Source organism: Nocardia coffeae, from assembly GCF_019890715.1.
Classification (GTDB): Bacteria; Actinomycetota; Actinomycetes; order Mycobacteriales; family Mycobacteriaceae; genus Nocardia; species Nocardia jiangxiensis.
Genome location: NZ_JAINZY010000001.1, coordinates 1,926,375 through 1,944,420 on the forward strand (window position 1 = coordinate 1,926,375; position 18,046 = coordinate 1,944,420).

Sequence of the window (18,046 nt, forward strand, 5' to 3'; positions counted from 1 at the left end):
CGTCGTCGACGCACGAATCGACGACGCCTTCCGATATCGAGGTACTGCGCCCGGGAATGCTCACGACAGTGCAGGACTGGCCGGGACGAGTGGGATTCTGGCATGTCGGTGTACCACCGTCGGGGCCGATGGACGATCTGTCGTTCCGGCTGGGCAACCGGGCGCTCGGCAATGCCGAGGGCGCGGCGGGACTCGAATGCACGCTGGGCGGTCCGGCACTGCGATTCGAGCGATCCGCACTGGTTTGCGTGACGGGCGCGCCCGCGACGGTGACCGTGGACGGGGCACCGGCGCCACAGTGGCGCACGATCCGGGTTCCGGCGGGCGGCGTGCTGGATGTGGGTCCGGTCTCCGGGCCCGGCATGCGGAGTTACATCCTGTTCGCGGGCGGACTCGACATTCCCGAATACCTCGGCAGCACAGCGACATTCACTCTCGGTGGATTCGGCGGAAGCACCGGGGCGGCACTGCGGTCCGGAGACCGGCTGCCGCTCGGCCCGGCCACCGGCACGATCACCTCCGGCGTGCCCGCGGACGATCGCCCGATGCTCTCGCAACGCTGGGAACTGGCCGTCACCGAGGGGCCGCACGGTGCGCCGGAGTTCTTCACGCGCGAGGACATCGACACCATCGTCGGCTCCGACTACGAGGTACATTTCAACTCCGATCGCACCGGCGTGCGACTCATCGGCCCCAAGCCGCAGTGGGCGCGCACCGACGGCGGCGAGGCCGGATTGCATCCCTCCAACATTCACGACACCGCGTATTCGGTTGGTGCACTGGACTTCACCGGCGATACACCGATCCTGCTCGGGCCGGACGGACCGAGCCTCGGTGGATTCGTCTGCCCGGTCACGGTGACCGCCGCGGATCGATGGAAGCTCGGTCAGCTCGCCCCGGGCGATACCGTTCGATTCGTCCCGGTGCGAGCCGATCGCGCCGCCTCACCACGCAGCCTGGGTCCCGCCCGACGCGCGGGCTGGCCGTTCGTCCGCTCCACCGCCGGAGACGGCGACGACGGCATCCTGGCCTGCGCCGACGCCGACGACACCACCACGGTCACCTACCGCCGAGCGGGCGAGGACGGGATACTCGTCGAATACGGCGATATGACACTGGATCTCGAATTGCGGGCGCGCGTGCACGCGCTGTACGAACATCTGCGCGAGCGCGGCGAACCGGGCATCAGCGAACTGACGCCGGGCGTGCGCTCACTACAGGTTCGCTTCGATCCGGAACGTCTCCCGACCGCGAAACTGCTCACGCTGCTGCGCGAAGCGGAGTCGCTACTGCCGCCCGCCGACGAACTCGTGGTGCCCAGCCGGACCGTGCATCTGCCGCTGTCCTGGGACGATCCGGCCACCCGGGAGGCGATCACCCGGTACATGCACGGCGTGCGCGCGGACGCGCCGTGGTGCCCGTGGAATATCGAGTTCATCCGCAGAATGAACGGATTGTCCTCCGTCGATGAGGTTTTCGACACCGTCTTCGCCGCCGAATATCTGGTGCTGGGCCTCGGTGACGTCTACCTCGGCGCGCCCGTGGCCACTCCGACCGATCCCCGGCACCGGCTCGTCACCACGAAATACAATCCGGCACGCACCTGGACCCCGCAGAACGCGGTCGGCATCGGCGGCGCATATCTGTGCATCTACGGTATGGAAGGTCCGGGCGGCTACCAGTTCGTCGGGCGAACCACCCAGGTATGGCGGCATCACACCGCCGACGACGAATCCCCCTGGCTGCTGCGGTATTTCGATCGCATCCGGTGGTACCCCGTCGAGGCCGACGAATTACTGGACATGCGTGCGGAATTCGCCGCCGGTCGCGGTGAGCTGCGGGCACAGGACGGCGAATTCCGGCTCGCGGACCACCGTCGCTTCCTCACGGCCAACGCCACCTCGATCGAACAGTTCCGCACCCGGCAGCAGGAAGCTTTCGCCGCTGAACGCCAATCCTGGCGTGCGGCAGGTGAACTCGCCGATTCCACAGCATGAGCGGACCGCCCCGCGATCCACACGAACCACCACCTGCACGCACCGAGGAGACCAGACCATGACCGTGTGGATTCATCGGCCACCGGACGATTCGATCGCCGCGCAGCTCGCAAACGCCCGAGGCGAACTGGCCGGGCTGCGGCTGGCCGTGAAGGACAACGTCGATGTCGCCGAAATGCCCACGACCGCGGGCTGTCCGCAGTTCGCCTACGCCCCCGAGCAGGACGCACCGGCGGTCGCGGCCTTGCGTGCGGCCGGAGCGGTAGTGGTGGGCAAGACGAATCTGGATCAGTTCGCGACCGGCCTGGTCGGCACCCGGTCGCCCTACGGCGTGGTGCGGGACCTGCGACGGCCCGAATTCGTCTCGGGTGGTTCGAGTTCCGGTTCCGCGATCGCGGTGGCGAGCGGCGTGGCGGACATCGCGATCGGCACCGACACCGCCGGTTCCGGCCGGGTGCCCGCGGCGTTCCAGGGCATCGTCGGTATCAAACCGACCGTCGGGGTGGTGTCGACCGAGGGCGTCGTCCCGGCCTGCCGCTCCTACGATTGCGTGACGATCTTCGCCGCGAACGCGCACCTGGCGAACCGGGCCATGGGCGTTCTCGCCGCGGACGCGGGCGCCCGCAGCTGGCCCGCCGATGTGCGGTTCGCCGCACCGCCGGAACCGGTCGTGGCGATATTCGACGCACTGCCCGATCTGGATCCGTTGTGGCACAGCGCCTTCGATCGGACAGTCGCGAGATTGCGGGAGTCGGGCGCACGAATCGTCACGGTAGATCCCGAACCGTTCCTGGCAGCGGCACGGCTGCTGTACGACGGCGCGTTGGTCGCCGAAAGATACGCCGCAGTAGGCGAATTCGTCGATGCACGACCCGATGCGGTCGACCCCACGGTCGGGTCGATCATCCGCGCGGCCCGCGACATACCGGCCCACCGGCTCGTCTCGGATCTGGCTGCGCTGGAGGCCCTTCGCGCTCGCGCACTGGCGACCCTCGACGGCGCGGACGTGCTGCTGACCCCGACCGCCCCCGGACAGCCGACGATCGCGGAGGTGACCGCCGACCCGATCGGCGTGAACTCCCGGGTCGGGGTCTACACGAATTTCTGCAATCTGTTCGACCTGTGCGCGGTCGCGATTCCGGCCGGGACCGCGGGCGAAGCACAGTTCGGCGTCACCGTGCTCGCCAGACCCTTCGAAGATGCGGTCGCCCTCGACATCGCCGCCCGAATTTCCGAGGGAGACAACGAATCCCGACCCCAACTGGAGACGACCTGGCCGCTGCGCGCCGCCCCCGCGCACGAGCTGATCGTCTTCGGCGCGCACCTGCGAGATCAGCCGCTGGCGCATCAACTCACCGGCCTGGGAGCACGGTGGATGGGCCCGGTGCGTACCGCGCCGCGATATCGGCTGGCCGTTCTGGACACCGAGCCGCCGAAACCGGCCGTCACCCGGCAGCCGGACGATATCGCCGGAGTCACCGTAGCCGGGGAACGCTGGATGCTCTCCCCTGCCGCTCTGGGCCGTTTCCTCGCGCAACTGCCCGCCCCCATGCAACTGGGCGCGGTCGAACTGGACGACGGGACCTGGCACACCGCCTTCGGCTGTGACGGCGCTGCCGCCTCGGCAGGCAAGGACATCAGCGAATACGGCGGCTGGAAGGCCGCACTCGCCGCGGGGGCGGTCGGCTGAGAAGTTGTTGTCGCACGAAGCAGCGCGCCCTGCCGCATATGACATGCGGCAGGGCGCGAGCGGAGCGAGGCTTACTTGGTGGCGGTCGCCACCGCATTACCCGCGGCGCCGATCAGCGTCGACACCAAGGTGTAGGCGAGGTTGACCAGTTCCGAATTCGCCACATCACCCAGGCCCAGTGAAGTGGCCAAAGGTGCGAGCAACTGGATGGCCGAGGTGACCAGCATGCTCGCCGCCGAATTCGGATCGACGGACTTGGGTGCACCGGGCTGTGCCTGGGTGCCCGGGGTGGTCCCCGCCTGCGGCGTGGTCTGATTCTGCGTCGTGGTGCCCGGCGCGGACTGGTACTGCGTCGTCCCGGGCGCGGTCTGATACTGCGGCGTGGTTCCGGGCGCGGACTGCGGCTGCGCGGCGCCCGGGGTGTAGGCGTTGGGCGTACCCTGTTGCGGCGCAGCGGGTGTCGTGGTCTCGGGCGTGGAATTCACTGCCGGGGCGGCGTTCTGCGGAGCGCTGCCGTCGTTCCCGGCCGGAGCCGCGTTCGGCTGCGGAATCGGGGAGGCGGCCGGGCTGTCGGCCGACCCGGTGGACGCGGCCCCGAGCAGATAGGTCACCAGCCCGGTCGTGATGGCGATCGCGTGCTTGATCTGGCCCTCGTTGGAAACCAGCTGCGCCGCGTCGTTCTTGTTGGCGCCGTTGCCCATTTCGATGAACACATTGGGCACCTCGGTCAATGCGGGCCCCGCGATATCGGAACGGGTCTGCATACCGTCGACAGCCCCGGCATAGCCGGCCGCGGTGAACCCGGCCCGCTTGTAGGCGTCACGCACCGATTTGCTGGCCGCCATTCCGGCCGTGGCCTGCACCTGCGCGGCCCTGAGATCCGGGACGGGCAGTTTCGGGACGATCAGGTGGAATCCGTGCTCCTGCGCGGGTGCGCTGTCAGCGTGAATGCTGACCGCGACATTCGCACCGGAACGATTGGCCGCGGCGGCCCGCTCGTCCACACAGCCGCCCCATCCGGTGTCGTCCTGACGGCTCAACACCACCCGAGCCCCCAGCACCTCGAGCGACTGTTTGACTAGGTTGGCAACCTTCCAGTTGATGGTGTGCTCAGGTGTGCCGTCCAAGGCCGTCATTCCGGTGGTCTGACACGCCTTGGTGCCGCCGTAGCCGTTGTTGACCGGGCGATCGAGATTCTGCCCGGATCCCTGATGGCCTGGATCGAGGAATACCGTCTTACCTGCGAGTTTGGTCGACAGATTGGACGGGGGCTGCGCGGGCGCGGCCGGGGCGGCCGAGGCTGTCGGCGCGAGTCCCGCACAGGTGGCAGCGGTCGTGACGACAAGGCACAGACCTGCCCGAACGATTTTCGGTTTGCGGTAGAACAGCTGGCGAGAGAACACAACGCCCTCCAAATCCGGTGCTGGTACCGGTCTCGCGGTGCCAATGAGCACAGCCGGGCGATGGACCGCCCTAGCTGTTACTGCTGTTGCGGTTGTTACGGGTGAGCATAGCCACAATCCCACCCGATGTCGCCTTCCGCCCCCCTTTCACAGCGATCCGCAACATTTCCGCATCCGAAATTCGCGGCGCTCTCGCCTCAAGCGCGCACGATATTGCCGTCCTGCACCTTCACCGGATGCGAATCCAGCGGACGGGTCGCGGGACCATGCGCGACGGTCCCGTCGAGATGGAATGTACTTCCGTGACAGGGACATTCGATCAACGCGTTTTCGACCTTGTTGACCTTGCAACCGGCATGAGTGCAGGTTGTGGAGAAACCGGAGAAGTTGCCCGCGGTCGGCTGGGTGACGACGGTGTCGCCGACGATCACCCCGCCGCCCACGGGAACATCCGAAGTACTGGTCAGCGGAGCGGTCGCCTGAGCGCCCGTGGTGCCGGCGGCGGCCGCCGAGGTCGTCCCCGATGAGGACGAGGACGAATCGTCCGAACTGCAGGCCGCGGCCAGGGTGAGCGCCGCCGCGGCCACACCGGCCCCGGCCAGGGCCGTGCGACGGTCGAGCGGGTTGGTGACCTGATCGTTCTGAGACATGGGCTGTTCTCCTCACCGGGGCGCGCGTACCAGCGCGATCCGCATCACCCCATCGGTGTTCGGGGCAAGATCGATCGAGCCGAACGATACGGGCGCATCGTGGTGCAACACCACAAATTTCACCGATTCGATCAATTCGCCCTCGCGATTCTGATAAACACCCCGGGAAAGGTGCGGGGAACTCCCGCCGCCGTCCGAGTTCTCGGCGGCACAGATAAGTTCGAGGAGGACCACCGTGCGTGCCAGCACGCTTGCGATCGCCGGGGCCGTGGCTTCGACGGCCACACTGCTCGCCTCGGGGACGGCCGCCGCCGCTCCGGCGAAGTCCATGCCCGGCGACGGGCTCTACCGCGTCGGCGTGGACATCACTCCCGGCATCTACCAGGCGGCCGGATCGACCGATCCGGTGCACGCATGCTTCTGGGAGCGGCTGTGGAAGATTCCCGGCCCGAAAGATCACGGCGATCCGAATCAGTACATCATCGCCAGCGACCTCACCCACCAGACTCCGGTCCGGGTGATGATCAAGTCGACCGACGTCGCGTTCAAGGCGACCGGCTGCGGCGGCTGGGTGATGGCTCCCACCCCGCCCAGCACCGGCTCCTACGGTCCGGGTGGCTTGTTCGGCAGCGAATACTGAGCCTGTCGCGAGAACGTTCCGGCACATCGCCGAGCGTTCTCGTGCGGCCCTGATGTGAGCGCTCACAACTTCCCCGTGTACTGTCCGGACCGACTCTCACGTGTCCCGATCGGAGGTTGGCATGGCGCTCGTACCTGACCAGATGTGCGCACCGCAGCGAGCCGGCCGGTGATCACCACACGTCGTCGGCTCGCCGACGACCGCGAGATTCTCTACTTCGACCGGACCCCGGTGGACCGCACCGCCACCGACACCCGCGACCTGCCGCACACCACCACCCATTCGCAGACCCGATTCGATCCACTGCTCGGTGAATGGGTGGTCCTGGCCTCGCACCGGCAGACCCGCACCTTCCTGCCCCCGGCCGATATGTGCCCGCTGTGCCCGTCGACTCCGGAGCGCGCCACCGAGATTCCCGAATCCGACTACGAGATAGCGGTTTTCGAGAATCGCTTCCCCTCGCTGTCCACCGACCACACCGAATGGCCGGATGCCGTGGAAGGTTCGCCGCTCACCGCGCTGCGCGAGGGCTACGGACGTTGTGAAGTGGTGTGCTTCACCAGCGTTCACGACTCCTCCTTCGATCGGCTGGATCCGAAACGCGCGCGCATGGTGGTCGACGTCTGGGCTCATCGCACGGCCGAACTGGCCGAACTGGACGGCGTCGGCCAGGTGTTCTGCTTCGAGAATCACGGCGAGGAGATCGGGGTCACGCTCTCGCATCCGCACGGGCAGATCTACGCCTACCCGTTCGTCACCCCGCGCGTGGCGAAGATTTCCGCCAACGTCGCCGAGTATCGGAAAGCTCACGGCGGCAACCTGTTCGGTGATCTGCTCGACGCCGAGCGCGCCGCCGGACTGCGGGTGGTCGCGGCCAACGAGGAGTGGACCGCCTTCGTCCCGCCGTTCGCCCGGTGGCCGTACGAGGTGCAGTTGTATCCGCACCGCCGGGTCGCCGACATCCCCGATCTCGATGACGCCCAGCGCGACGCGTTCGCCGAACTGTATCTGGACGTCCTGGGCCGCTTCGCCCGTCGCTTCGACACCCCGATGCCGTACATCGCCGCCTGGAATCAGGCACCGACACCGAAATCCGGTGTGCCCCGCGATGATTGGTGGCTGAACATGCAGCTGTTCTCGATCCGCCGCGCCGCGGGCAAGCTGAAGTACCTGGCCGGATCCGAGTCCGGTATGAACGTCTTCATCAGCGACACCACTCCCGAGACCGTCGCGGCCGAACTGCGGGAGGTCGCCGCATCGTGAGTGGAGCGCAGGGCGTCTGGGTCGCCCCCGGGCGGGTCAACATCATCGGCGAGCACACCGATTACAACGAGGGCTATGCGCTGCCGATCGCGCTGCCGCATGTGGTGCGGTGTACCGCGGAGGCCGAATCCGATGCGCAGGTGCGGGTTTCGTCGCATCAACATCCCGGCGAGGTGATCGACGAGCCGATCGCCGGGCTCGCGGATTCGACGGTGCAGGGCTGGGCGCGTTATCCGCTCGGCGTCGTGCACGAGTACGTCCGGCGCGGATACCCGATTCCGGGCGTCCGGCTCGAACTCGACGGCGCGGTGCCGGTCGGCGCGGGTCTGTCCTCCTCGGCGGCGGTGGAGTGCGCAGTGGCGGTCGCGCTGCGCGATCTGTTCGACCTGCCGATCTCCGATGCCGAGCTGATCGATATCGGCCGGGCCGCGGAGAACTCGTACGTCGGCGCGGCCACCGGCACCCTCGACCAGTCCGCGTCGGTGCTGTGCACGGCCGGGCACGCGTTGTTCCTGGACTTCGGTCGAGGCGAACACGCCCAGGTGCCCTTCGACCTGGCCGCGGCCGGTCTGGCGCTACTGGTCGCGGACACCAACACACCGCATCAGCACGCCGGTGGCGGATACGCCCAGCGCCGCCGCGAATGTGAGGAGGCCGCGGCCGCGCTCGGGGTGCGCTCACTGCGCGAGATCACCGATATCGCCGAGGTCGAGCGGATCACCGCGGACGCGCCGCGGCGACGCGCGCGCCACATCGTCTCGGAGAACGCCCGGGTGCTCGAGGTGACGCGGATGCTGCACAGTGGCCGCGACCCGCGTGAGATCGGGCCGATCCTGACCGCCGGGCACGCCTCGCTGCGGGACGATTTCGAGATCTCCACCCCGCAACTGGACGTCGCGGTCGACGCGGCGCTGGCAGCAGGTGCGCACGGCGCGCGCATGGTCGGCGGCGGATTCGGCGGCAGCATCATCGCCCTGGTCGACACCGACCGGCTCGACGCGACCGTGGCCGGTATCGAAACCCGTTTCCGCAAGGAGGATTTCGCGCAGCCGCGCACCTTCGTCGCGGTGCCGTCCGCCGGTGCGCGCCGGGAGTCGTGAGGATCCGGCCGGGCGATGACGCTCGGCCATTACCTCCGAGGTCATCGACGCGCGGCCGAGGGTGCGGCAAGCTCACCGCATGATCGATACCGAGGGAACCAAGCTGTTCCACACGACCATGCCGTTCACCGAGAAGCTCGGTGTCGAGGTGCTCGAACACGGGCCCGAACTCGTGCGCAGCCGCCTGGCGTGGCAGGAGGATCTGTGCACGCTGGGCGGAGCGCTGCACGGCGGTGTGCTGATGTCGCTGGCGGACGCCACCGCGGCGGTGTCCGCGTTCCTGAATCTGCCCGAGGGCGCGCAGGGCACGACGACGGTGGAATCGAAGACGAACTTCCTGCGCGCGATCCGCTCGGGCTACGCGTCGGCGACCGCGCGACCGCTGCACGCCGGACGTCGCTTCATCGTCGTGGAGACCGAAATCCACGACGACGCAGGCAAACTCGTCGGCAAGACCACCCAGACCCAGGCCGTTCTCTAAGCTCTGCGCTCCGCCGCACCACCCTGATCCCCCTCGATCTCGTCCACCCACGCCTGCAGTCCGGCGAGGAAGCCGTGCTGCTCCTCGGGCGTGAGCCGACCCATCGCGCGGAACAGCCCCGCACTGCGCCGCGCGAGAAATTCCTCGAAGGCCGCGCGGTATTCCGGCGCGGCCGAGAGCAGTGTGCGGCGATGATCGGATGGATCGTTGCGCCGCTGTAGCAGTCCCGCGCGAGTGAGTTCCCCGCTGAGCTGGCTGGCATTGGTGAGCCCGAGTCCCAGTTGCCGGGCCACCTCACTCACACTCGCCGGCCCCGAGGACACCACGAAACCCAGTACCGCGCCGTGCCGCGCACCCAGTCCCGCCTGCTCGAACACCTTCCGGATCACCGGCGGCATATCGTTCCGGGCGCGCCGAAGGTAGGCGGAGACCATCGGCACGAGCATCGTCAGCCGACGCCGTTGTTCCGCACTCACAGTCGATGTCACATCCGCGCCGTCGGCCGATGCCTCTTCCACTACGCCTCCCGGTCCCTCTTGACAGCACCCAGCATACAAGTTCAGAATTCTGAACTGTTCGGAAATCTGAACTATCAAGGGGATCATCGTGACGACACCGTCCACCAACCCGGCCGAATACTTCGGCGCCTTCTACCGGACCCAATCCGCCGACGGAACCGATGTCCGGTCCGCCGGATGGGATATCGGACAGCCCGGCTCCGAGGCCCGAACGCCCATTCCCGCTTGGCTTTTCAGCGCACGGCGGCAGGGGTGACACCGCGGGCGTGGCAGCGGCTGCTCCGTACGATCGCGACCCTGGTCACCCTGGACGGCCTCGCTCAGGCCATGTTCGCCGGACGTCTGATGGCCGGAAGTTACGACGGGCTGGACGCGCATTCGCTCAACGGTCCGATCATGGCGGCCGGAATGCTGCTCATGACACTGTGTTTCGCCGCGGCATGGCGATTCGGACAGACCACGGGACGCAGCGTGCTCCAGTGCGCGGCGATGACCGTCGGTACCGGAGTCGAGATCGGGCTGGGACATCGGGAGATCCTGGCCGTACACGTCCCGCTGGGCGTCGCACTCGTCGCGGGTCTGGCCGCGGTGCTGGTCCGGGTGTGGACGAAACCCACGATCGAGGCCGAGGTCGCGGCGCGATGAATCCTGTGCTGTCGCGCCGCTCCCTGTTCCGCATCGCGGCGGCGGTCGGCGTCGCCGGCGCGGCCGGGGCCTGGCAATTGTCCGCCGACTCCCCAGGCGACCGGCTGCATCTGACCAGTTCGGCCCGGTTGCCCGAACCGTTCACGTTGCCACTGCGAGTACCGCGAGCACTCGCCCCGATCCGCCGCGATGCGACCACCGATTACCATCGGATCGTCCAGCGGCGCGCGAATGTCGTTATCCTGCCCGGTTATTCGACGCCGATCTGGGGATACCAGGGCATATTTCCGGGACCGCTGCTGGTGTCCTCGCGCAATCGCCGCACGGTGGTCTCGCATCGCAACGAGTTGCCCGTTCCGGTGGTGGTCCACCTGCACGGCGGGCATGTGCCCGAGTCGTCGGACGGATATCCGACCGATCTGCTGCTACCGGTCGACGCGACGAGCGCACATGACCACATGATGACCTCGGATCCGCTGGCGCACACCATGATCGGTGAGCGCGACTACATCTATCCGGCCGGACAGCCCGCCGCGACGCTCTGGTATCACGACCATCGGATGGATTTCACCGGGCCGTCGGTCTGGCGCGGGCTGGCCGGGGTCCACCTGGTCGTCGACGAGGCCGAGCAGCGACTCGGACTGCCCTCGGGCGAGCGGGATCTGCCGTTGCTGATCACCGACCGAGCCTTCGACGCGACCGGGGCATTCCTTTATCCGGCGATGGACCCCACGGCCGTGCACACGCCCGGAGTGACCGGGAAATTCGGCCGCGGCGTGCTGGGTGATGTGATTCTGGTGAACGGTGTGCCGTGGCCGGTGCACCGGGTGGGCACCGCCCGGTACAGGCTGCGCCTGATCAACGGATCCAATGCCCGCGTCTATCGACTGCGAGTCGAAATGCCACGCGGTGACGGGCATTTCGTGCAGATCGGCTCCGACGGCGGCCTGCTGGACCGTCCACAGCGAGTGGACGCGCTGACGATCGCACCCGGCGAACGATACGAGGCGATCCTGGATCTGTCCGGCTGCGCGGTCGGTGACCGGGTGACGATTCACAACGATCTCGGCGACGGAATCACCACGCGCGTCATGCGTTTCGAGGTCACCGAGCGCATCGCGGACACCTCGACGGTGCCCGATCGTCTGAACGAGATCACGCCACTGGACCGGCGAGCGGCCGTCACCACGCGCCGATTCGATTTCCGCCGTGGGGATTCCGGCTCGATGAGCGGCTGGCTGATCAACGGACAACCCTACGATCCGCGCGAACCGATCGCCCGGCCGCGCCTCGGCGATGTGGAGATCTGGCAGCTGTCCACCGATCTGGATCATCCGATCCACCTGCACCTCGAGCAGTTCCAGGTGCTGTCCCGCAATGGCGGGCCGCCACTGGCCACGGATGCGGGCTGGAAGGACACCGTCTATCTGGGAGCCAGTGAACTCGCCGAGATCGCCGTCCGGTTCACCGACTACCCGGGGCGGTATGTGCTGCACTGCCACAATCTCGAGCACGAGGACATGGCGATGATGGCCACCTTCACCACGCACGAGCGAAGCAGTTCGGACGGTACCGCCGCCGGCTGAGCAGGTGCGGCCCGTTCGGGCGCGCTTGTGACGAATTCCTTACGAGCGGCGTCGTCACGCGCCCGCGCGGCGTCGCGGAGGCGAGGATCGGTGGATGACTTCCACACGACCGAACCCGGCCTGAAGCGATGCGGGTGCTGCTCACCGGCGCGGCCGGTTTCATCGGATCCCATATTCGCGAGGCGCTCACCGCCGCGGGCGACGAGGTGATCGCCGCCGATCTCATGCTGGCGGCCGCGCACGGCGTCGACGCGGCCCCGCCGGATGGGGTGCACCGGATCGACGTGCGCGACCCCGAGGCGGTGACCGCACTGCTGCGCGACATCGATGCGGTGTGTCATCAGGCCGCCGTGGTGGGCGCGGGGGTCAGCGCCGCCGACGCACCGGCCTATGCCAGTCACAACGATCTCGGCACCGCGGTCCTGCTGGCCGCGATGGCCGAGACCGGGGTGCGGCAGCTGGTGCTGGCCTCCTCGATGGTCGTCTACGGCGAAGGGCGCTATCGCACCGCCGAGGGGACAGCGGCGATTCCGGCGCCACGTCAGCGCGCCGATCTGGATCGCGGCCGATTCGACCACCTCGATCCGCGGACCGGAGAACCGTTGCGCTGGAGCGTGATCGACGAGGACAGCCCGCTGTGCCCGCGCAGCCTGTACGCGGCGAGCAAAGTGGCGCAGGAGAATTACGCGAGCGCGTGGGCCGCGGCGACCGGCGGCACGGTGACCGCCCTGCGATACCACAACGTCTACGGCGACGATATGCCCAGGGATACACCGTATTCCGGGGTGGCGGCGATCTTCCGCTCGGCACTCGAGGCGGGCGAGTCACCGCGCGTCTTCGAGGACGGCGCGCAGATGCGCGATTTCGTACACGTCCGCGATATCGCCGCCGCCAACCTCGCCGCCCTGCACCACCCGCTCCCCGGCTTCGTTCCGCTGAACATCGCCTCCGGCACCCCCATCAGCATCCGCGAGGTCGCCGATCTGCTCGCCCGCGCCCACGACGGCAAACCCCCTGCCGTCACGGGTGAATATCGCCCCGGGGATGTCCGTCACATCGTCGCCAGCCCCGAAAGAGCGCGAGCCCTACTGGATTTCACCGCCACGATCTCCCCCGCCGACGGGCTCACCGAATTCGCCACCGCCCCGTTGCGCCCGGTCTCTGCCGCGGGTGCGCCGGAGTGGCGCTGAAAAGTCCTGCCGCCGCGGCACACTCAGCACTGCGGCGGCGGAAAGGTCCATCCGATCCGGGCGTCGGGATGTGGACACAGATGTTCACCCAGATAGCACGAAGTCACGACGAGGCGAGGGAGGCCGCCGAAGGCTCGGGAAGGCGCAGGGGCAGGCGGATTTCGAAGCGGCAGCCGAGCTCCTGATTGTGGGCGCTGATCTCGCCGTGATGGGCCTGGATCAGGCCCGACGCGATGGCCAGGCCCATACCGCTGTTGCTGCCGATGTCGGTGGCCGAGCGGGCGGCGGTGCCACGGTAGGCGACCTCGAAGATGCGGGGCAGATCCTCCGGGGCGATACCGGGACCGGTGTCGGTGACATGGGTCCAGGCCTGGCCGTCGCGAGTGCCGGAGCAGATGTCGATGTGGCCGCCGGGCGGGGTGTGCTCGATGGCGTTGGCCACCAGATTGGTCAGCACCCGGGTCAGCGCGCGATCGCTGGCGGTCACCATGATCGCCGAATCCGGTTGGTGCGCGGTGAGACTCACTCCGGCGCGTTCGGCGGTGGGCTGATTGGCCGCGGCGACCTCGTCGACGAGTTCGCGCAGATCCACCGGTTCGAGTTGCAGCCGCAGGGCGCCGGAGTTGATCTTCGACATCTCGAACAGGTCGTCCACCATGGTCGAGAGCCGATTCGTCTCCAGGACAATGCGATTCGCATAGCGTTCGACGGTTTCGGGCCGGTCGATGACGCCGTCGACCAGCGCTTCGCCCATGGCCCGGATACCGGCCAGCGGGGTGCGCAGATCGTGGCTGACCCAGGCGACCAGTTCTCGCCGGGAACGTTCGGCGGCGCGTTCCTGTTCACGCATCTGCCTCTCCCACACCGTCTTTCGGGCCTGCGCCCGGCCCAGTACGACGGCCGCGGGCACCGCGACGATGGTGACCACGGCCAGCACCACCAGGATGCGGCGCAGTTCGTCGGTGAACATCATCCCGCTGACCGCGACGACGCCGACCAGGGTGGCCAGCGTCGGAATCAGCACCAGCAGAACCATGCTGCTGGTGAGGCTGCGATTGTGGGTCAGGCGCATGGCGAGCGCACCCAGCGCGGTCACCGGGAGCGATCCGGCCAGGGCGTACCCGATCAGCCCGAGAATATCGGTGGGCATCAGTGCTCTCCGTCCTCGTCCCCGGGGCGGCCCCAGGCGTAACCACGTCCCCAGACGGTCTCGATGCGATGTGCGGCACCGAGTTTCGCACGCAGACGTTTGATGTGCACGGTGACGGTGGACTGATCGCCGAAGCTCCAGCCCCACACATGTTCGAGCAGGTCCGCCCGCCCGAACACCTGCTGCGGATGAGCGAGCAGGAAGGCCAGCAGATCGAATTCGCGGGCGGTCAGATCCACCCGGCGGCCCTCGACCAGCACCGCCTGCGAATCCGGCCGCAACTCGACCGCACCGCTGCGCAACGCGGGCTGTTCGGCCGGGGCCGGGGCCCGCTGGGCGCGCCGCAGCACCGAGGCCACCCGCAAGGTCAATTCCCTGGGGCTGAACGGCTTCACGATGTAGTCGTCCGCGCCGGACTGCAGCCCCAGAACGCGATCCTCCTCCTCGCCGAGCGCGGTCAGCAGAATGATCGGCGTGTCCGAATGCGGTCCGGCGCGCACCGACCGGCACAGCTCGATACCGTCCGGCGGCGGCATCATCACGTCCAGGATGGCCAGCGCGATCTCGTTGCGCGCCAGCACTTCCGCGGTCGCCGGACCGTCGGCTGTCTCCACCACCGTGAATCCGTCCCGTTCGAGGTAGCGGCGTACCACCTCGCGGACCACGGCATCGTCATCGGCCACCAGAATGCGCATCGAATCACCAGTTCGTCATCAGCAGATGGTTGAGGGCCAGCGCCGCAACGGCCTGCAGTGCCAGCCAGATCCGGGCGCTACGCTGCGGCAGCAGCGCCGTCCCGGCGAGCACCCACATATCGAACGGCAACCAGATCCGCTCGGTCTCGGCCTTGCTCAGCCCACTCAGATCGGCGGCCACGATGGCCACCACTCCCGCCGCGGCCAGCAGCGCCGCGGGGTCCACACTTTCTCGCCATCCGACCAGGCGTTCGGCCCACGCGCGCCGTGTCCTGCCGCTGCGGTCCATCGACGCCTCGCGACCCGATGGTCCGCCGCGCACTGGGTTCTGCTCGTCCTGCACCCGGCGCGATGCCCGCACGTCATCGCTCGGGGACGGAGCGAACCCGGCCGGCACGCCACGCGCCACGCGATGCAGGGCCGCTGCACCGGCCAACCCGACGGCGCAGACGGTGGCGGCGAGGTTGCCCCAGATCCAGTAGGAGTACGGACGTTCGGAGGCGATGCCCTGGTAATAGCGTTGCACCACAAGGTGATAGCCGTCGAGCCACCAGAATCCTGCGGCGGCGAAAGCCACCACGACCAGCGCGACGCCCAGCAGCGTGACGACCGCGGGCATGGCGGCGCGCAACCCTCGCGCGCACAGGACCGCGGCGGCCGGGATCACCATGAGCGTCAGACCGTAGTTCAGGAACAACCCGTAGCCGAACAGCAGACCGGATGCCAGCGCGATACCCGGCCACCCCGGGCCGCGACGGGTCGCGATCGCCAGCAGGGCCACCGCCCACGCGGTCACCCCGGCGAACAGCGCGTCGGCCGAAACCCCGAGCCACACCGCGGCGGGCGCGAGGACCAGATAGGGCACCGCGGCCCTGGCCCGATCCCGCGCACCCAGCGCACGCAGAGTTACCGCCACCGCCACGACCGCACCGGCCCCGGCCAGCACCACCAGCCAGGCCGCCCACGCCCCGCCGCGCAGACCGATCCGGTCCATCAGCACGAAGGTCAGCAGGGCACCGGCCGGATGCCCCGAGACGTGGGTGGCCCACGAGTCGGGCTGGAAATCCAGTATGCGGCCCGAGAATCCGCGCAACATGCCGCCGATGTCGGTGACCCGCCCGGCCTCGTACAGGTATTCCTCGTGCCGTGCCAGCCGCCCGGCGAAGCCGGTCCGCCAGCCGTCGATCATGGCCAGCGAGAAGATCCACGCGATCGAGGTCACCCAGGCCAGCAGCAACATCGGCCGCCACGGCAACCGGCGAGCGAGTCCGGGCCCGGTCATGACGACCAGAACCGCGATGAGGATCGCCGGGCCGGTCCCCCAGCCGATGTGCGGCCCCCAGATCCCGAAGATCGGCGCGGCGGCGGCGTACAGATGCTGCGTCCACTGCTGCCCGCGGATCTGCGGCACGGCGAAGGCCACGACCACCAGCGCCGCGGCCACCAGGGCACAGGCGACGTCGGCGCGCACGCCCGAGACACGCCGGACCTGGGCGGAGATAACCTGCTGCACGCCGTTCACCCTAGGCCGCGCCACCCACCGAACTCGGGCACATCACCGCCCCGGCCGGGTCCCGTCACACTTTCGTCACCGGTTCCTTGGGACGAAATCAGTGGTCAGGGGCCTACGGTGCCAGATGTGAGCGATGCACTCAGCGCGCGAGACGTCACCGTCGTCATCCCGTGCCACAACGAGGCCGGGGCGCTACCCGGTGTGCTGGCGGCCGTACCGGACGGGTACCGGGTGATCGTGGTCGACAACGCCTCCACCGATGACACCGCCGCGGTGGCGCGGGCCGGTGGCGCGAATGTCGTCAGCGAGCCCGTGCCCGGATACGGTTCGGCGGTCAACGCGGGCGTACACGCGGCCGATACCGCGTTGGTCGCGGTGCTCGACGGCGACGGATCCATGGATGCGGCCGAATTACCTTGTCTGCTGGGTGAATTCGATGCCGACGTGGATATGGTGGTGGGACGCCGTCGGCCGGTGCAGGCGGGGGCGTGGCCCTGGCATGCCCGGCTGGGCAATCTGCTGATCGCCGGACTGCTCCGGCGACGGCACGGGCTGCCGGTGCACGACATCGCCGCCATGCGGGTGGCCCGTCGCGACCGCCTGCTGGCATTGGGTCCGCTGCATCCGCGCTCGGGATATCCACTGGCACTGCTGATCCGCGCGAGCGGAGCGGGCTGGCGGATCGTCGAGCGCGATATCAGTTATCGACCGAGAACCCATGGCGTATCCAAGGTGTCGGGTTCGGTCCGCGGCACCGTGCGCGCCGTCGCGGACTTCTGGAGCGTGCGATGACCACCTCCGCCGCATCGCAGGGCATCCCCGCCACACTGCTGGTGATCGCCAAGGCGCCCATCGCCGGGTTCGCGAAAACCCGTCTCACACCGGACTTCTCACCGCGAGAAGCGGCGCAGATCGCCGCCGCCGCACTTCTGGACACGCTCCGGGCCGTGCGGCACAGCGGCGTGCGGCACCGCATGGTCGCCTGGACCGGTGATCTCGCCCGAGCCGAACTGTCCGGCGAATTGTCCACGGCTCTGCGCGAATTCGACCTCATTCCACAGCGTGGCGCCACCTTCGGCCAACGTCTGGCCAACGCGCACGCCGATGCCTCCCGACTGGGCCTGCCGGTACTCCAGATCGGTATGGACACCCCCCAGGCGGGCCCCGCGCTGCTCGCGGTGTCGGCGACGCTCCTGCTCGAATGCGGAGACACCGTCCTGGGCCCCGCCTCCGACGGCGGCTGGTGGGCCCTGGGCCTGACCGACCCTCGCCCGGCCCGAACCCTCGCCGAAGTCCCCATGTCGACCGACCGAACCGGCGAACTGACCCGAGAAGCCTTGAGCCGCTGCGGATGCCGAATCCGCCGCCTCCCCATCCTCACCGACGTCGACACCGCCGCCGACGCCCTCGCCGTAGCCGAAGAACATCGCGGCCACTTCTCCCGAACCGTCGAACAGTTACGTCACCACGCACCCGCATGACATCAGATCCGAGCCAAGCGCAACGAGCCGAGTTGCTCCCCCAA

Annotated in this window: 19 protein-coding genes; 12 read left to right on the plus strand and 7 right to left on the minus strand. The window is 68.5% G+C overall.

Annotation, left to right across the window (positions count from 1 at the left end; genetic code table 11):
- Positions 1 to 35: 35 nt before the first annotated feature.
- On the plus strand, positions 36 to 1,997 hold the full coding sequence (locus K7711_RS08460) for a 5-oxoprolinase/urea amidolyase family protein (protein WP_308014591.1): 1,962 nt from the start codon (positions 36 to 38) through the stop codon (positions 1,995 to 1,997).
- Positions 1,972 to 3,687: an allophanate hydrolase gene (atzF, locus tag K7711_RS08465; RefSeq protein WP_308014592.1), complete on the plus strand. Its 1,716-nt coding sequence runs from the start codon at positions 1,972 to 1,974 to the stop codon at positions 3,685 to 3,687. The genes K7711_RS08460 and atzF overlap by 26 nt, the downstream gene beginning before the upstream one ends.
- Before the next feature lie 71 nt (positions 3,688 to 3,758).
- On the opposite strand, the gene K7711_RS08470 is transcribed toward atzF, so the two are convergent.
- The 3 genes from K7711_RS08470 to K7711_RS08480 all read right to left on the minus strand — a co-directional run bounded on the left by K7711_RS08470 (position 3,759) and on the right by K7711_RS08480 (position 6,025).
- Complete coding sequence (locus K7711_RS08470; protein WP_308014550.1) at positions 3,759 to 5,090, minus strand: N-acetylmuramoyl-L-alanine amidase; 1,332 nt, start codon at positions 5,088 to 5,090, stop codon at positions 3,759 to 3,761.
- Between the two features lie 197 nt (positions 5,091 to 5,287).
- On the minus strand, positions 5,288 to 5,740 hold the full coding sequence (locus tag K7711_RS08475) for a QcrA and Rieske domain-containing protein (protein ID WP_222966296.1): 453 nt from the start codon (positions 5,738 to 5,740) through the stop codon (positions 5,288 to 5,290).
- Positions 5,741 to 5,752: 12 nt separating this feature from the next.
- Positions 5,753 to 6,025 (minus strand): hypothetical protein, encoded by a 273-nt coding sequence (locus tag K7711_RS08480; protein ID WP_222966915.1) that lies wholly within the window; start codon positions 6,023 to 6,025, stop codon positions 5,753 to 5,755.
- On the opposite strand from K7711_RS08480, the gene K7711_RS08485 reads away from it, so the two are divergent.
- The 4 genes from K7711_RS08485 to K7711_RS08500 all read left to right on the plus strand — a co-directional run bounded on the left by K7711_RS08485 (position 6,009) and on the right by K7711_RS08500 (position 9,224).
- The gene (locus K7711_RS08485; RefSeq protein WP_245567972.1) at positions 6,009 to 6,380 is read left to right on the plus strand and encodes an Rv1352/Rv1906c domain-containing protein; all 372 of its coding nucleotides are present in this window, start codon (positions 6,009 to 6,011) and stop codon (positions 6,378 to 6,380) included. The two genes, K7711_RS08480 and K7711_RS08485, sit on opposite strands and share 17 nt — an antisense overlap.
- Positions 6,381 to 6,548: 168 nt before the next feature.
- Positions 6,549 to 7,643: a galactose-1-phosphate uridylyltransferase gene (gene galT, locus K7711_RS08490; RefSeq protein WP_222966298.1), complete on the plus strand. Its 1,095-nt coding sequence runs from the start codon at positions 6,549 to 6,551 to the stop codon at positions 7,641 to 7,643.
- Positions 7,640 to 8,743, plus strand: a complete 1,104-nt coding sequence (galK, locus tag K7711_RS08495) for a galactokinase (RefSeq protein WP_222966300.1) — start codon at positions 7,640 to 7,642, stop codon at positions 8,741 to 8,743. Before galT ends, galK begins: the two co-directional genes overlap by 4 nt.
- Positions 8,744 to 8,822: 79 nt before the next feature.
- Positions 8,823 to 9,224 (plus strand): PaaI family thioesterase, encoded by a 402-nt coding sequence (locus tag K7711_RS08500; RefSeq protein WP_222966302.1) that lies wholly within the window; start codon positions 8,823 to 8,825, stop codon positions 9,222 to 9,224.
- On the opposite strand, the gene K7711_RS08505 is transcribed toward K7711_RS08500, so the two are convergent.
- Positions 9,221 to 9,742, minus strand: a complete 522-nt coding sequence (locus K7711_RS08505) for a MarR family winged helix-turn-helix transcriptional regulator (RefSeq protein ID WP_308014552.1) — start codon at positions 9,740 to 9,742, stop codon at positions 9,221 to 9,223. The two genes, K7711_RS08500 and K7711_RS08505, sit on opposite strands and share 4 nt — an antisense overlap.
- Before the next feature lie 88 nt (positions 9,743 to 9,830).
- Between K7711_RS08505 and K7711_RS08510 the strand changes: the two genes are divergently transcribed.
- The 4 genes from K7711_RS08510 to K7711_RS08525 all read left to right on the plus strand — a co-directional run bounded on the left by K7711_RS08510 (position 9,831) and on the right by K7711_RS08525 (position 13,163).
- On the plus strand, positions 9,831 to 9,998 hold the full coding sequence (locus K7711_RS08510) for a hypothetical protein (RefSeq protein ID WP_222966306.1): 168 nt from the start codon (positions 9,831 to 9,833) through the stop codon (positions 9,996 to 9,998).
- A complete protein-coding gene (locus tag K7711_RS08515; RefSeq protein WP_222966308.1) occupies positions 9,995 to 10,387 on the plus strand; it encodes a hypothetical protein in 393 nt (130 codons plus the stop codon). Before K7711_RS08510 ends, K7711_RS08515 begins: the two co-directional genes overlap by 4 nt.
- Positions 10,384 to 11,973: a multicopper oxidase family protein gene (locus tag K7711_RS08520; protein ID WP_235746610.1), complete on the plus strand. Its 1,590-nt coding sequence runs from the start codon at positions 10,384 to 10,386 to the stop codon at positions 11,971 to 11,973. Before K7711_RS08515 ends, K7711_RS08520 begins: the two co-directional genes overlap by 4 nt.
- 128 nt (positions 11,974 to 12,101) lie before the next feature.
- Positions 12,102 to 13,163 (plus strand): NAD-dependent epimerase/dehydratase family protein, encoded by a 1,062-nt coding sequence (locus K7711_RS08525; protein ID WP_222966310.1) that lies wholly within the window; start codon positions 12,102 to 12,104, stop codon positions 13,161 to 13,163.
- 103 nt (positions 13,164 to 13,266) lie between these two features.
- Here the strand turns inward: K7711_RS08525 and K7711_RS08530 are convergent, their stop codons facing one another.
- Genes K7711_RS08530 through K7711_RS47430 form a run of 3 tightly spaced genes read right to left on the minus strand, consistent with a single transcriptional unit; the run spans position 13,267 to position 16,521 of the window.
- Positions 13,267 to 14,313 carry a sensor histidine kinase gene (locus tag K7711_RS08530; protein ID WP_222966311.1) on the minus strand — a complete coding sequence of 349 codons (1,047 nt, stop codon included), beginning with the start codon at positions 14,311 to 14,313 and terminating at the stop codon, positions 13,267 to 13,269.
- A complete protein-coding gene (locus K7711_RS08535) occupies positions 14,313 to 15,008 on the minus strand; it encodes a response regulator transcription factor (RefSeq protein ID WP_222966312.1) in 696 nt (231 codons plus the stop codon). The genes K7711_RS08530 and K7711_RS08535 overlap by 1 nt, the downstream gene beginning before the upstream one ends.
- A 4-nt stretch (positions 15,009 to 15,012) precedes the next feature.
- The gene (locus K7711_RS47430; RefSeq protein WP_308014553.1) at positions 15,013 to 16,521 is read right to left on the minus strand and encodes a hypothetical protein; all 1,509 of its coding nucleotides are present in this window, start codon (positions 16,519 to 16,521) and stop codon (positions 15,013 to 15,015) included.
- Between the two features lie 126 nt (positions 16,522 to 16,647).
- Between K7711_RS47430 and K7711_RS47435 the strand changes: the two genes are divergently transcribed.
- Entirely contained in the window at positions 16,648 to 17,313 is a 666-nt protein-coding gene (locus tag K7711_RS47435) for a glycosyltransferase family 2 protein (protein WP_308014554.1), read from the plus strand.
- A complete protein-coding gene (locus K7711_RS08550; RefSeq protein ID WP_222966314.1) occupies positions 17,310 to 18,002 on the plus strand; it encodes a TIGR04282 family arsenosugar biosynthesis glycosyltransferase in 693 nt (230 codons plus the stop codon). The genes K7711_RS47435 and K7711_RS08550 overlap by 4 nt, the downstream gene beginning before the upstream one ends.
- Positions 18,003 to 18,046 lie beyond the last annotated feature (44 nt).

Coding starts and splice junctions, on each gene's coding strand:
- K7711_RS08475 (WP_222966296.1), bottom strand. CDS start 5,740: ATGTCTCAGAACGATCAGGTCACCAACCCGCTCGACCGTCGCACGGCC.
- K7711_RS08500 (WP_222966302.1), top strand. CDS start 8,823: ATGATCGATACCGAGGGAACCAAGCTGTTCCACACGACCATGCCGTTC.
- K7711_RS08520 (WP_235746610.1), top strand. CDS start 10,384: ATGAATCCTGTGCTGTCGCGCCGCTCCCTGTTCCGCATCGCGGCGGCG.
- K7711_RS08525 (WP_222966310.1), top strand. CDS start 12,102: ATGCGGGTGCTGCTCACCGGCGCGGCCGGTTTCATCGGATCCCATATT.
- K7711_RS08530 (WP_222966311.1), bottom strand. CDS start 14,313: ATGCCCACCGATATTCTCGGGCTGATCGGGTACGCCCTGGCCGGATCG.
- K7711_RS08535 (WP_222966312.1), bottom strand. CDS start 15,008: ATGCGCATTCTGGTGGCCGATGACGATGCCGTGGTCCGCGAGGTGGTA.
- K7711_RS08550 (WP_222966314.1), top strand. CDS start 17,310: ATGACCACCTCCGCCGCATCGCAGGGCATCCCCGCCACACTGCTGGTG.